General features: G+C 44.3%; 14 protein-coding genes and 1 pseudogene. 5 read left to right on the top strand and 10 right to left on the bottom strand.

All coding sequences use genetic code 11. The features are described from left to right. Positions 1 to 280: 280 nt before the first annotated feature. Positions 281 to 1,480, bottom strand: coding sequence for an enolase C-terminal domain-like protein (locus AB4484_RS06055; RefSeq protein ID WP_004732372.1), 1,200 nt, complete (start codon positions 1,478 to 1,480; stop codon positions 281 to 283). 260 nt (positions 1,481 to 1,740) lie between these two features. Between AB4484_RS06055 and AB4484_RS06050 the strand changes: the two genes are divergently transcribed. From AB4484_RS06050 to AB4484_RS06040, 3 genes are all read left to right on the top strand, one after another. Beyond that, positions 1,741 to 3,174, top strand: a complete 1,434-nt coding sequence (locus AB4484_RS06050) for a PTS transporter subunit EIIC (RefSeq protein WP_017065207.1) — start codon at positions 1,741 to 1,743, stop codon at positions 3,172 to 3,174. Between the two features lie 113 nt (positions 3,175 to 3,287). Further along, complete coding sequence (locus AB4484_RS06045; RefSeq protein ID WP_372076982.1) at positions 3,288 to 4,256, top strand: sugar kinase; 969 nt, start codon at positions 3,288 to 3,290, stop codon at positions 4,254 to 4,256. 15 nt (positions 4,257 to 4,271) lie between these two features. After that, the gene (locus AB4484_RS06040; RefSeq protein WP_372076979.1) at positions 4,272 to 4,901 is read left to right on the top strand and encodes a bifunctional 4-hydroxy-2-oxoglutarate aldolase/2-dehydro-3-deoxy-phosphogluconate aldolase; all 630 of its coding nucleotides are present in this window, start codon (positions 4,272 to 4,274) and stop codon (positions 4,899 to 4,901) included. An 86-nt stretch (positions 4,902 to 4,987) separates the two neighbouring features. Here the strand turns inward: AB4484_RS06040 and AB4484_RS06035 are convergent, their stop codons facing one another. The 3 genes from AB4484_RS06035 to AB4484_RS06025 form a co-directional block, all read right to left on the bottom strand. Further along, the gene (locus AB4484_RS06035) at positions 4,988 to 5,527 is read right to left on the bottom strand and encodes a disulfide bond formation protein B (protein WP_372076976.1); all 540 of its coding nucleotides are present in this window, start codon (positions 5,525 to 5,527) and stop codon (positions 4,988 to 4,990) included. Between the two features lie 9 nt (positions 5,528 to 5,536). Beyond that, a complete protein-coding gene (locus tag AB4484_RS06030; RefSeq protein ID WP_372076973.1) occupies positions 5,537 to 5,692 on the bottom strand; it encodes a DUF5993 family protein in 156 nt (51 codons plus the stop codon). Positions 5,693 to 6,057: 365 nt separating this feature from the next. Then, positions 6,058 to 6,318, bottom strand: coding sequence for a DUF5062 family protein (locus tag AB4484_RS06025; protein WP_050620307.1), 261 nt, complete (start codon positions 6,316 to 6,318; stop codon positions 6,058 to 6,060). A 448-nt stretch (positions 6,319 to 6,766) separates the two neighbouring features. Here AB4484_RS06025 and AB4484_RS06020 point away from each other — a divergent pair, with 448 nt between their 5' ends. Beyond that, entirely contained in the window at positions 6,767 to 6,982 is a 216-nt protein-coding gene (locus AB4484_RS06020; RefSeq protein WP_017065847.1) for a hypothetical protein, read from the top strand. Between the two features lie 155 nt (positions 6,983 to 7,137). Here the strand turns inward: AB4484_RS06020 and AB4484_RS06015 are convergent, their stop codons facing one another. Then, entirely contained in the window at positions 7,138 to 7,569 is a 432-nt protein-coding gene (locus AB4484_RS06015) for a GNAT family N-acetyltransferase (RefSeq protein ID WP_372076968.1), read from the bottom strand. 119 nt (positions 7,570 to 7,688) lie between these two features. Beyond that, positions 7,689 to 8,345, bottom strand: a complete 657-nt coding sequence (locus tag AB4484_RS06010) for a QnrS family quinolone resistance pentapeptide repeat protein (protein WP_372076965.1) — start codon at positions 8,343 to 8,345, stop codon at positions 7,689 to 7,691. Between the two features lie 318 nt (positions 8,346 to 8,663). On the opposite strand from AB4484_RS06010, the gene AB4484_RS06005 reads away from it, so the two are divergent. Then, positions 8,664 to 9,254: a TetR/AcrR family transcriptional regulator gene (locus AB4484_RS06005; protein ID WP_372076962.1), complete on the top strand. Its 591-nt coding sequence runs from the start codon at positions 8,664 to 8,666 to the stop codon at positions 9,252 to 9,254. A 105-nt stretch (positions 9,255 to 9,359) separates the two neighbouring features. Here the strand turns inward: AB4484_RS06005 and AB4484_RS06000 are convergent, their stop codons facing one another. From AB4484_RS06000 to AB4484_RS05985, 4 genes and pseudogenes are all read right to left on the bottom strand, one after another. Then, entirely contained in the window at positions 9,360 to 10,607 is a 1,248-nt protein-coding gene (locus tag AB4484_RS06000) for an anaerobic sulfatase maturase (protein ID WP_372076959.1), read from the bottom strand. 119 nt (positions 10,608 to 10,726) lie between these two features. Next, positions 10,727 to 12,442 (bottom strand): arylsulfatase, encoded by a 1,716-nt coding sequence (locus AB4484_RS05995; protein ID WP_372076991.1) that lies wholly within the window; start codon positions 12,440 to 12,442, stop codon positions 10,727 to 10,729. Beyond that, positions 12,418 to 12,843: pseudogene (locus AB4484_RS05990) on the bottom strand (tetratricopeptide repeat protein); the annotation flags it as partial. The gene AB4484_RS05995 and the pseudogene AB4484_RS05990, both read right to left, overlap by 25 nt. 194 nt (positions 12,844 to 13,037) lie before the next feature. Beyond that, entirely contained in the window at positions 13,038 to 14,243 is a 1,206-nt protein-coding gene (locus tag AB4484_RS05985) for an iron-containing alcohol dehydrogenase (RefSeq protein WP_372076956.1), read from the bottom strand. Positions 14,244 to 14,246: the final 3 nt, after the last annotated feature.

Genomic DNA, 14,246 nt, shown 5'->3' with positions numbered 1-14,246 from the left:
CAGCAACAGCAACAGCAACAAATCTAGAACGAAGACTGACAAAGAAGCTAATACCAATCACAGTAAGTAAGTGATCAAAAATAGCGTAGGAAAAAGGCTTGAGAACAAGGCGGTATTTTTCGATAAGTAGTTATTCTACAATCAAAAATTCCAACGCAGTTATCGAGCGTTTTAACAAGCTAGGGTGAACAGTTATTTACTACGATTGGTATAATACGAACGGTAAGTTTCAGACAAAAAAATGGCCGCTATCTGCGGCCATTTTGGTTAACTCAATGAGTTATGGAGTGTGAATCGCGCCATCAGGAAGGCGACTTTGAGTCCACTCGTGGGGGCGATACATAACAGGGAACTCGGCTGCAACCTCTCGGTCGATTTCAACACCAATACCTGCGATTTCAGAAGCGTATAAGTAGCCATTAATTGGCTCTGCAGCGTTCGGGAATACCTTGTGTGTGTTCTCGTTGTACTCGACATGTTCTTGAATGGCAGCATTGTGTAAATGCACATTCAAATGCGTGTTTACCGCTGCGCCAATTGGCGTCATATCTGGCGGGCAATGCCATGCAATACGAACACCGAAGTTCTGACATAGATGGCCTAGTTTCAGAGCTGGGGTAATGCCTCCAATCTGTGAAACATGGCAACGAATGAAATCAATGCGACGGTTAGCAATCAATGATTTCCACTCTTCAGGGTTATTAAATAACTCCCCTAAACCTAATGAAACTGAGCTTTGGCTACGAATATTATCCAACCATTCCGTTTGATTTGGCGGCAGAATATCTTCAATGAAGTAAGGCTTATATTGCTCGACTTCTTTGGCAAATTGTATTGCTTGATTCGGGAATAGGCGCTCATGAACATCATGAAGAATATGGAATTGGTTCCCATATTTCTCTCTCAACGACTTAAACATCGTTAGAGTATTGTCCATGTACTGATCTTGGTCGTAGTACGAACCTTCAGTCGGGTTTTGAGTGGTATGCAAATCGGTTGGAACACCGCCATAGAAACCAAGCTGACAACGAATGTGCTTGTAGCCTTTGTCTAGGAAAGATTCCACCAGCTCATAAATGCCTTCCATCGTGTCGCTAGTCGCGTGTGTGTATACAGGAATAGCATCACGAGACTTACCACCAAATAATTGGTGTAACGGCATGCCCGCCAATTTAGCTTTGATATCCCACAGTGCCATATCAACACCGGAAATTGCATTATTGATAACAGGGCCATTTCGCCAATAAGCGTTGACCATCATCATTTGCCATAAGTCTTCAATATTATTGGCGTTTTTACCAATAAGAATAGGTTTTAAATATTCATCGACCATTGTTTTTACAGCAAGCGGTCTTTGTTGGAATGTCGCACAACCAAACCCAGTCACGCCTTCATTCGTTTCAACTACCACGGTAATGAGATTGTGTCTGTCTGGTTTAGTAATAATACAATGGATATCAGATATAATAGTTTCTTTCACAATTAAATAACCTAAACTTAAGTCAACTCCTATTATCTAACCGCTTTAAAAACCACATTTCAAGCGCTAATTTTGCGTAAAAATAATTGGTACGTTAAGTGATTTTTTTTGATAAACAAAACATACCAATTGGCCAAAAACGGTGAAAAAATAATTTTTCGGATTTTAAGTGTGATTGAGATCTCTTTTTACTCCGTTGGATTTAAATTGGTTGTCGTTATGATTGCTCGAGTTAAATATATTCCAATAACAGGTGTAGTATGCAAATGGTAGAAAAGAGTGATGCCGTTATTAATAACTCGAAGTCATCATCGAAGAAGAAAAATTTCAAAGAAAATATACAGTTATTAATCACTGCACTTGGTGGTGAAGACAATATCGTGAGTATCACGCACTGTATGACAAGGCTGAGATTCAAATTAGCTGACGAGTCGCTGGTAGACGAAGAAGCAATCAAGCAGATCGCAGATGTGAAAGGTGTGGTACTTCAACAAGGCCAAACTCAAGTCATCATCGGTGTTGAGGTCGAGAAGTGGTTCAACGCGCTATCAAACACTCAACAAGCTGACGCAACTCCGGCTGATGAGCTAGAGAAAGGCAAGCTGTTCCAAGGCGTGATGCGCATTGTCGCAGGCATCTTTGGTCCGGTTGTACCCGCAATCGCTGGCGCAGGTATGTTGATGGGCCTGTTGTCTGGTCTTATTGCAACCAATGTTATCTCTGAAACCTCAGACACAGTTTACTTCTTCCGTTCTATCTCTGTTGCTGTGTTCTTCTTCTTACCTATGCTGGTTTCTTTCTCTGCAGCTAAGGTATTCAAAGTAAACGAATACATTGCACTTGCTGTCTCTTCTGCAATGCTAGCGCCTTTGCTCGTTGATAAAGCAACAATGCTAAAAGACGCAGGCGCAGCTCCTGAGCTGACGGTTCTTGGCGTGGTTCCGATTGAACTTCTTAACTACGGCGGCGCAATTGTTCCTGCGATTCTAGCAATCTGGTTATTGTCTAAAGTGACTCCGTTAGTTGACCGTCTAGTTCCTTCTTCTGCGAAGCCTGTATTTACACCACTGCTTGCGTTTACGGTAACTTCGACCATCACGCTATCATTTGTTGGCCCTGCTGGTATCTGGCTAAGTAATGGCGCAGGTTGGGTGATGAGTTCACTACTGGAAATCTCTCCGACGTTAACAGGCTTTGTGTTTGGTCTAACTCGCCCGATTACCATCGTATTTGGTATCCACCACAGCATGACGCCGATCAGCCTGAACAACTTCGCACTGTATGGTAAGGATCTACTTATGCCGATCATGTGTTTGGGTAACATGGCAATTGCTGGCGCGACAATGGCTATCTGGCACAAGCAACGTAAAACGGTTTCTAAAGAGCAATCTTCAATTACGATGGGCTCAAGTGTCACCGCTATCTTAGGCATCACGGAACCGGCTCTATTTGGTGTCCTCACTAAATACACCAAAGCGATGATGACCGCGAGTTTGGCTGCAGGTGTGTTCGGTGCTATCTCGGTAACAATCGATACGCACTTAACAAGCTACATTCTTTCTTCTGTATTCAGCTTGCCAGCTTACCTTGCAGGCGGTACGCAAAACTTCATTCAAGCACTGATGGGCGTGGTGGGTGTATTCGCACTGTCTTTCGTCCTAACGATGTTGTTCGTAAAACTAGACAACAAGTAATCGGCTAGTCTCACTCCCGTAAGATTAGAATCGAAAAAGCATGATCATATCTCGTTATGGTCATGCTTTCTTCAATACGAACAAACCCAACCTTTCCTTTCTAAGGCTATATTATGACCCACATCGCAATCATCGGTGAGTGCATGATTGAACTGAATGGGGCTCCATTTGGCGACATGCATCAAAGCTATGGTGGAGACACATTAAACGCGGCAATCTACTTGAACCGCAGCGCTGCGGTTAGCAATCCCATGAGCTGCAATAACACTGCGAATCCAGCGATACGAACTAGCTATGTCTCAGCGCTAGGCTCAGACGCTATCAGCCAAGAGATGCTTAACCGATGGCAAGATGAAGGACTATCAACCGAGTTCGTGCTTATTGACGAGCAGCGTTCACCCGGACTCTATCTCATTCAACTCGACGATGTTGGTGAGCGCACCTTCCTATACTGGCGCAACGATTCGGCGGCTCGCTGCATGGTACAGCACCCCGATTTCGATAAGATAGCCAACCAACTTCGTGATGTTGATATGGTGTTTCTGAGTGGCATTTCCCTCGCGATACTGCCACACAGCGATCAGCTAAAGTTGCTCACTATCATCGAAGGCCTGCGTGAACGTGGCGTTACCATCGCCTTTGATAGTAACTATCGACCAAAGTTGTGGCGCTCAGAGGCCGCAACTAAAGAATGCTATCTATTGGGCTATAAAACGACCGATATAGCCCTAGTCACGTTCGATGATGAGCAACTGTTGTGGAGCGATCAAACACCACAAGACACCATAACAAGGCTGCATGCTCTCGGTGTCAAAACAGTTGTAGTCAAGCTTGGTGCTGAAGGCTGCTTGATCAGCGAAAGCCCCGTAAATGAGCCCGTAAAAATCACAACGACACCTGTCGAGACTGTGGTGGATAGCACCTCTGCTGGCGACTCTTTTAACGGCGGTTTCTTATCTTGCTATCTCGCTGGAGGTTCTATTGAAGAAGCCTGCCATCAAGGTAATGCATTAGCCAGATTGGTGATTAAACATCATGGCGCAATCATCCCAAAATCCATCACCGACACTCTTTCAAACTGATATTAAGAAGTACACATGTCTACAATTAACGAACAGCTAAAAGCACTTAAAGTTATCCCTGTTATCGCCATTGATAACGCAGAGGATATTATCCCTCTAGGCAAAGTATTGGCTGAGAATGGGCTTCCCGCCGCTGAAATTACCTTCCGTTCAGACGCCGCTGTTGAAGCTATCCGACTGCTTCGCCAAGCACAGCCACAAATGCTGATCGGCGCGGGCACCATCTTAAACCGTGAGCAAGCACTGGCCGCGAAAGAAGCAGGCGCAACGTTTGTAGTATCACCGGGCTTTAACCCGAACACAGTTAAAGCATGCCAAGAGATCGGCATCGATATCATTCCAGGTGTGAACAATCCAAGCACCGTTGAAGCGGCATTAGAGATGGGCTTAACAACCTTGAAGTTCTTCCCAGCAGAAGCCTCTGGCGGGATCAGCATGGTTAAATCACTCGTTGGCCCATACGGTGATATTCGACTGATGCCTACAGGCGGTATCACGCCATCAAACATCGATAACTACTTAGCAGTACCTCAAGTATTAGCCTGCGGTGGCACATGGATGGTCGACAAGAAGCTGGTTACAAACGGGGAGTGGGACGAGATCGCACGCCTAACACGCGAGATTGTTGAGCAAGTGAATCGTTAAGCGCTAACGTTCTAAAAAGAACAAGTTCGCTTGATTCCACAGCAAAACGCTGTGGCTTTTGTTTTCGCTGTTAACTGATGAGTCGGTTAGTTGAGTAACCAATAACTCACTGGGTTATCTGGGCATTGATAAGGCCCACACTCAGCAAACGTAGCAATGGCATTGAGCGCAACCACGACGATTGCCAGTAAGCACGAAATACGACCCAGATTGCTCATTTTGTATGGTTCTTGAGTCTCTGTCTTATTCGTTAGAATCAAGATCACAGCAACCGCAAAGATAGTGGCCGTGAACAAAACAAAAGCCCACGTATAGTAATGCATCCCGAGGATAGGGCTACCGTAACCCGGAGTTCCGGGAATCACATGTAATGAGACCTGTCTTAGCGAGGTTGCAACACCGTATAAAGCGCCAATTAGGACGATGCCATAGTGGCGAGATTGAGGCCCATAAGCCACATTCAACATGAAGCCAAACGACACCATCACAAATCCAATACGTTGTAATAAGCATAACGGACAAGGCAACTCATTAAGAACAAACTGAAGAATAAAGCCGATCAACAAAACGGCTGTCATACCTAGCAAGCCAAGTGTATTCAAGAGAGTTAACTGATTTCGATTCATGCTAGCTCCTTACAATAAGATCGATAGTGGGTCGGTGGCATGGTGGTTAAACCAATACAAACCAAGGATCACTGAGCTAACAAAAAAGCCATAAGCAACGGTCTTTTTATCGAAAAAGGCGCATAGCATCGCCACAAGTAACAACAAAAACAGTAAAGACATCATAAGAGGTATTCCCTTTCTATTTATCGTGTTCAGTCAGACTAAACGTCATAATGAATATCCACACCGATGCTCTTAATCATTCAACTTCGGTAAATCGATGGATTACGAATTGAAAATCATCAACTTAATAGTTGTTAGTAAGATCCAAGCTGTCAAGTTTGGGGCCTCGTTCTGAGTGCACACAAATACGTTAAGGCAACTAATGAACCGATGATGCGCATTAATGTTGATGGCAGGTAAGGTTGGCGAATCTGTGAATGAAGTTAGGCTTGGGGGATATCAAGGGCTATTTCCACTGCTCCAAAAAGCAAAAAACCCAGCGAAATATCGCTAGGTTTCAAATATAAAAGTGAGGTAATGCAAGCTTACTTCAGCGGGTCGTTGTCCGGCAGTGCATTATGAAGCCAGAGTGCTAAACGCTTCTTGATGTTCGCGCCATCAAGCTTATCGTCAGGCAACGGTGTGATCTGATTGACTTCAACAAGGAACAAGTACACCGCTTTAACCTTTATCGGTTGGGATGAATTTGGCAAATCAAAACCTTGTAGCTTTGCCATCTTAAAACCGACTTCAACTGCTTTTTTTACCAGCTTATCTTCATTAATGATCTTCGCGGTTTTCGACATATCATCTCCATCATCTTTATCGAATGAACATTGAGTATATCAAACCGAAAAACTCACAAGATTACCTCGTTCTCAATTTGAGGAGTCGCTTTGATAAATAACGTAAAACGAATAACAGGCTCTAGGCTGATTCTAATTCAGTTGGTATTTACGATATCAATGGCTATACGCAAACGATTTCTTAATAAAATACTCAGTAAATGAGATCTTAAGTCAAGAAACAAAAAGTTGAACAATATTTGACTTAGCATTCCAAAGAATACGGAATACTATGTTTCTTATTTAGATGATAAACATTCTATATAATACAAATAACCTTCTGTTATTTAATCAGTTTTATACTAAAACGACTTAGATCATATTTACTGGTTCTTGTAACAGAATATTATTTACAAAATACTCATTAAGAAAATAGAATAAACCCACTAATATTATACTGGTGTTAAAAATGCGTTACCTCTGGGCTTCATTCTGTCATAAAAACCCAATCATCGGACGAATCGTTCATATCTTGGTTATGTTAGTTGCATTAGCTTCTATCGTTGTTCCATTGATATCAAAAGACGCAACTACAATCATAGCTTCACTGTGTGTTGCTCTAGTATGCTTCGTCATTTTTGTCTTCTTTGCGCTCGCCGACAAAATGCGCTCAGGCATGCATTAATCAACCAATCAGTTCTCTATCACCAAGCATTCTCTTTTTAAAAATTCATTATAAAATGCTGGTTACCAGATACGGAAAAGCCCAAAGTTATTAGCTTTGGGCTTTTCTTCTAGCGACTGTGGTTGATTACAACCGAGTGATACGACAACCGAGGCTTACAGCGTCATATGCAGAATTGGAAATGGTTTTCCCATGTCATCAATTGGAGAGCGTGATTCAATTTTGAACCCCATGCGCTGATAGAAACCTACCGCTTGTGGGTTTTGCTCATTAACGTCAACTTTGGTGGCTGCTAACTGCTCAATCGCATGTTGCAATAACACCGTGCCTACGCCTTGCCCTCGAACTTCATTTAAAACGAAAAGCATCTCAACTTTTGCATCATGGACACCCACGAAGCCAACAATCGAACCACTTTCATTTTTAACGCATTTCAAAGAAACCGCAGGGAACGCATGTTCCATGATAATAGGTTTAAAAAACTCAATATCTTCTTCTGTAATAAAGTCATGAGTTGCTCGGACCGAATTCTCCCAAACCTTAAGCATTTCTGCATAATCTTCAGGAAGCACATTTTCTATAGTCATAATTTTCTCTAGATTAAACTGAATATAAACATGTGCAGCCGCGAAGCTATAGTGTAACAGGCATTAATAATACAAAACAACAGCGTTCACTATCGACTCACTCTACCTCACTGCCTCTATTAATCGGGCATGACAACAATACCCATGCTTTCAAGCAGTTGCTCTTGCTGCCACGCGACAATTTTAATTCCAGATGTATCGACCTTACGAGGATCTAACCCTTCTAATTCAGCATGGCATAAATTAGCCCCCTGCATACTGAATTGCCCCCATACGTCTTCCGAAAACACACCTCGGCTGAGATCAGACTCTTTCAGTGACGCGCCGCCAAGGTAAGTGCCTATCCAACGGTTCTCAAACAGCTCGCACTTCTCTAAACAAGCTTGCTCCAAGTTGGCGTATGACAGGTTACAGCCCGTAATATACGCAGAGCAAAAATACATTCTATTGCTTACCTGATTGGCAAAGTTAGCACGAGTGAAGTTAGCCCCTTTCAAGTCGCATTCACGTAGCTCAATCCCATAGCAATTCGCATTACTAAAATTCGCCATCGCCAGCTGGCAATTCTGGAAGCTTGCATCTCGTAAGTCGGCAACATCAAAGTGGCATCCCTCAATATCGCCTTGTTCAATAAACTTACAGTTAATAAACGTTGCGTCACGTAAGTTCGAACGTCTGAAATCACAACGGATAAACGTACAGGCTGTAAATGTAAGCTCTGATAAGTCTTGCTGAGCAAAACTGTGGTGATGATAAGTGCTGTTATTGGTGTCCATTTAGCCCCCTAAAGAAATTACGCTAAGACTATCATTGCGATCTCAAGAAAACACTAAATTAAAAACCAACAAAAACAGCAACTTAAAACACCCCGATTTAGCTATTTTAAGGCACCAAACAAGCTCTTTAAGGTTGTTGTTTTCGTTTTATAGCATGCGCTTATCTTGAAAAAAGTTTTATTGCTTAGAAGGGGTCATAGAGAAAAGCCACTTTGACCGTTCGAGCCAATTATTGACCGCGTCCTAACGCGCTAGACTGGACGGTTGGTATGTTGCTGGTTACACTATTCCTCATTCTCAGCATAAAGAGTAAGAACAATGAAAGACATGCGACAAGCTATGCTCGATGCAGGGTTTAGCCTTATTAATGAACACGGGTTTGCTGGTGTTGGCCTGATGAAAATCATCAACCAAGCGGAAGGCACGAAGGGTTCTTTTTACCACTACTTTAAATCCAAAGAACACTTTGGTGAGATTCTTCTTACTAACTACTTTGATGAGCATCTCGCTAAGCTGGATGACTTTTTAAGTGATGAGTCGCTTTCTCGTCGTGATCGCGTTAAAGCCTATTTCGAGTTTTGGTGTGCATCGAAACTGACTGAAGACTTCAATATTCAATGTCTTGTCGTAAAACTGGCGGGAGAAGTATCTGGGTCTGCTAACCCGTTGCAATCGACCATGGCAGAAGGTGCAGAAAAGATCATCCTGCGTATGGCGAAGCTGTTTGAAGAAGGTAATGCCGATGGTGATTTCACTATCGCAGAGCCAGAATCACTATCTCGAACGCTTTATGGTTTATGGCTTGGCTCAACGCTCATGGCCGCTATGCAGCGTAACCGTTCGATTCTAAACAATGCCATGGATGAAACCATTCTTGCCATGAGCTCGGCACAAGAATCAGCTGACTAGATACCCGTTACCACATACCACATACCACATACCAAAAGGCTCGCACAATTTAGCGAGCCTTCTATCTAACTTAAATCTTGATTGAATCCATTCACGCCTACTCCGTTACCCCAGACGAGACGCAATATTATTGGCTTTGAGTAAGTCCTTAATAACCGGGTCGATATGCTTGAAGAAGCTCAGCCAACCTTCACAGAGATAATTTAACCCCGCCTCACCATCTCGGCTTGTGATGATACGGTTTTTGGGGCATTCGCCATGACATGCAAATTTAAACTCACAGGTTTGGCATTGTTTCGGCAGAGACTTTTGTTTGGCGAAACCAAAACGCTGCTGCTTTGGCGAAAAGGCTAAAGTTGAAAGTGCTTGTTCCTGAATATTACCCAGCTGAAATTCAGGAAAGACATAATGATCACATGAGTACACATCACCATTGGGCTCAACTGCTAACCCTTTGCCGCAGATCTCACTCAAGGTACACATGGTGCTTTCTCTGCCCATCCATACACCGACAAAATTTTCAAAGTACGGCACTAACACTCGACCAAAATCGTGTTCAAACCACTCATCAAAAACGGTAGTGAGGAATTGTCCCCATTGCGCAGAGCCTACACTCCACGGTTCAACCTCGCCTGATACAGGAATGATCGCTTGTTGATTGCTCAACCATTTATTGTTGGTGTGAGCTTCGCGCTTATCGACCACAGGTATAAACTGCAATTGCTTCGAACCGACTTCATCGCGTAGAAAGCGATAGACCTCTAATGGATACTTACCTGTCACATCATTCACGCAGCTTAGAGTCGCGAACTCGACGTTATGTTGTTTCAAGTAGCGAATGCCACGCATTGTTTGAGAAAAAGTGCCTTTGCCTGCACGGTTAGTTCGGTAGTGATTATGTAGGTGCTCTGGTCCATCAATACTGACGCCAATGATAAAGTCATTGTTCTTGAAAAACTCACACCACGCATCATTCAGTAACGTGCCGTTGGTTTGAAGGTCATTGCTGATCTTACTGTAGCTAGGACAATATTTTTTCTGCAGCTCGACGACCTTTTGAAAGTACTCAATCCCCAACAAGGTAGGCTCTCCACCATGCCAAGAAAAGATGATTTCAGGCGTGTTCTGCCCTTCGATGTACTGCTTGATATAACGCTCTAACAGGACTTCATCCATCGTATATTGAGAGCCTTTTGGGTATTCAAGCAGCTGCTGTTTTTCTAAGTAATAACAGTAGGTGCAACTGATATTACACACCGCTCCAATCGGTTTTGCTAGCGCTTGAAGCTTACTGTGTGCTTTACCATTGAACTGCGGAACTGAACTCAAATTTGATAGCGATAATGTCGTCATGAAGAGTGCCTCGATGTAAAAGTTATTGTATTAGCCAAAACAATTCGTAATTCCTTTACACGGTGTTCATCGGCCAACCAAGCTTGATAGCATTAGGTTGGCCGAGTGGTTCATTTCCTCTATTTCACGTTTTCAAACGGGTTCCACGCTTCATCAACCGGGACGATGTTTTGCGCTTTTTCGTACTCTTGATATTCAGCGACCATTTCAAGGAACAGATCTGGCATTTGATTTCTCAAGTCATGTTGCTCAGCAGGGTCTTTCTTCGTGTTGTATAAGTGCCACTCACTGTCACCGCCCATACCGGTAGAGATTCGAATGATCTTGTAATCACCTTTTAGCAAAATCCCGCTACCAAACAATTCAAATGGAATCGCATTATCGGCACTGTGCACCTCTGCCGTTTCACCTTTGAAGTAAGGCAACAAGCTCACACCACTCATTGGTGCGACTTCTCGACCTTGATATTCCGTTCCTGGATGCTCTACTTCTGCAATTTCAAGAATCGTGGCTGTAATGTCTTTCACTTGGGATAAGTCGTCTGTTTGAGTTCCCGGTTGCAACGCATCTTCACCTTCTAGAAGCGCTTTGGCTGGCTTAACAATAAACGGCACACGGATACCGCCCTCTGCTGTGTAAGCTTTGTACCAAGATAGGCCGCCGGTTGAAGCGCTTGCCCACTCAGGACCCAGTGACACACTGGAGCTCGCCTTACCTAAGTTTTCGGTCGAATTATCGAAGTGATGAGCGGTCCACGTTCGGATCAAGTCACTGATGTTTTCACCGGTAATATCCGCCGCTTCTGGGCCGTTATCCGCTAGATACATGATGTAGGTATTATCGTATTCCCCGATTTCTTTCAGATAATCAACTATCTGACCGACTTGTTGGTCCTGCATTTCCATCATGCCCATCGCCACAGCCATTTTCTTGCCGTACCACTTTTGTTCTTTCTCAGAGAGCGAGTCCCAAGGGCGGCTTAATGAATTACGTCCTGAAATCTCCGCCTCTTTAGGAATCACGCCCATCTCTTTCATGCGTTCGAAACGATCTTCTCGAACCGAGTCCCAACCATGTTCAACGTAGTAATCGACTTTATCTTGATAAGCAGACTCAGGCGCTTGCAGTGGCAGGTGAATACCGGTGAATGGGACGTAAGCGAAGAAAGGCTTACCGTCGTCTTTTTTGCTGTCGATCATCTTGATGATCTCGTTGGTGTAAACTTGGTCTGAGTATTCGCCTTTGTATTTATCCTCAACCACTTCACCGTTGCGGTAAGTTGGCTCAACTTCAACACCTGGAATATCGCCTTTTTGCAGCGCATCCGCTGTCGCAGCGTTTTTGGCTGGGAACATCATATCTCGGTTAAAGTGATTCGAACCGCCCGCTAAAATACCGTAACTCTCCCCAAAACCTCGATCATCCGGTAGGAAGCCATCCTCGTGTCCCAAATGCCATTTACCAGAGAGGTAAGTGTTATAGCCGCTCTCTTCAAGCAGCGTGGCGACCGTGACACCTTTCTTGGTGAGGTAGCCTTCATAACCCGGCTTACCAATCGCGCCCGGATAGACGGCATAGTCGAAGGTGCCTAGCCCAACCTCGTGGCTGTTTGCTCCGGTTAACATCATAGAGCGCGTTACCGATGAGGTTGGGGACGCGTGAAAGTTAGTAAACTTAACCCCCTCTTCAGCCAGCGCCATCAGGTTTGGGGTATCCGCTTCTGAGCCATAAGGCTGTGTATCGGCAAAGCCCACATCATCGCCAACAATAACAACAATATTCGGTTTTTCTGATTCAGCCGCAAGAGCAGCGCGGCTTGCGACATCCAATGTAATAAGTCGAGCGCAGGGTCATACTCTTGAGCTGCTGCCATGCCGATCCAGGTGACAGCTTCCGCTTGGCTGGCTTGAACGCCACTTCCAGAGATATACATCAACCCAAGCTGTGTTTGAGCTTCAGGGCTACCGTTATTGGCTGCGGTGACGAACCACTCCGCGGCTTTTTCATCATTCTGTTCTACGCCCTCTCCGCTCAGATATAAGTAAGCGACAGAGAGTTGGGCATCCAATTGCCCTTGGTAAGCCTCATCCAACAATTGCACGACATCTTGATGCTGCTGCGATTGATCCATGGTGGCTGCGTTCTTAGAGCTTTCGCTTCCAACGCTTGCTTTGGCAAAAAACAGAGCAGCCAAAACACCAGTCAGAATCACGGTAGTTAAACGTTTATTGATCATTTATTTCCTCCTCGGGAATAAAGGTCACAACGTCCCTGTCGAATGAATTAGGTGAAAAGTAGGAATGGCGCGATGATGCACAAGCTTGATAGCAATACGTTTTCAATTTTCATAATTGGCTCTCGAGTAATAGTTGTGAGTAAATCAGGGAATGAACTAAATGGTCATAAAATTCAGTCAATTAAGACAAAGACTTAAATCGCTTTCTCAATGATGGTTTCAATCGCCTGTTTCGAGATTGGGTAGAACTGAAAACAGATGTCTTTTTCAATCGCTTCTGCAATGTTGATCTTCTCTTGCTCATCAAAGTTCCAGCTGCTGAAACGCTTCATCGCACCGACGCGGGTTTGGAAGTTGTTTAAAAAATCCAACACTCTCTGGTAAACCATCTCATCGGTTCCCGTCGTGTCGACCGAGAAAGCTTGAGCTAACTTCGCCGCATTCGGCATATAGAATTCCGGTAGCGCTTCAATCACAACCGGCATCAGCACCGTGTTGGCATCGCCATGTGGAATGTGGCTAATCGCACCAAAAGCGTGAGCACAGTTATGAATCGGAATCCCGCCCAAAGACGAATAGAAAGCAGAGATCGCCATGGTACTTGCTTGAAGAAGATTGCCGCGTGCTGTTAGGTTTTCTGGCTCTTTAAGTGCCAAGGGTAAGTTTTCAACAATCAGTTTTGCAGCCTGAATGCCGTAAGCGTCGGTGAATGCATTACTCATTGGCGAGACAATCGCTTCAACAGCGTGTGTTAGTGCATCCATGGCGGTAGAACGAGTCAGGTGAGCTGGCAGCTTAGTGGTCACCGTTGGATCAAGAATTGCGATATCGGCTTCCAATCCCGATGCGACTAAGCTTGCCTTAATGTTTTCATGTTCGTTGTAAAAAACAGCAATAGGAGAAGCTTCTGCGCCCGTACCAGCCGTTGTCGGAACAGCAATATGAGGCACTCGAATATCTTCATTGTTTGGCCACACATCCATATGACCACCACCTGCAATTACGGTGCGAATGTCATCTATCTTCTTATGAAATGCGTATTTCACACCTTTAGAAGCATCAATTACGCTGCCGCCGCCAACAGACAAGATCGCATCAGCATTGACGCTGTTTGCAAACTCAATGGCTGCGTTGATGTTGTCGCAAGTCGCATCTGGCGCGATATCGGTGTACACACCAACAAGCTGAACCGCTTGTTGGTTCGCTTCCTGATTCCCATTCTGGCTTACAAACAACGCCGAGAACTGCTCAACAAAGCCAAGAGACTCCAAACCTTTATCAGAAAAGAGCACGACTCTTTGCGCACCTAAGCGACCAAACAGAGAAGGGATATTTTCAATGCCGTTCTCTTGAGCATGAACAATGGTTTTAAGTTGAAAGTTAAAATTATTGGTTGTCATGGT

This window comes from Vibrio sp. 10N.261.46.A3, from assembly GCF_041472995.1.
GTDB classification, from domain to species: Bacteria; Pseudomonadota; Gammaproteobacteria; order Enterobacterales; family Vibrionaceae; genus Vibrio; species Vibrio coralliirubri.
The sequence above is the reverse complement of the archived record's forward strand: the minus strand, read 5'-3'. Positions and strand labels throughout refer to the sequence as shown.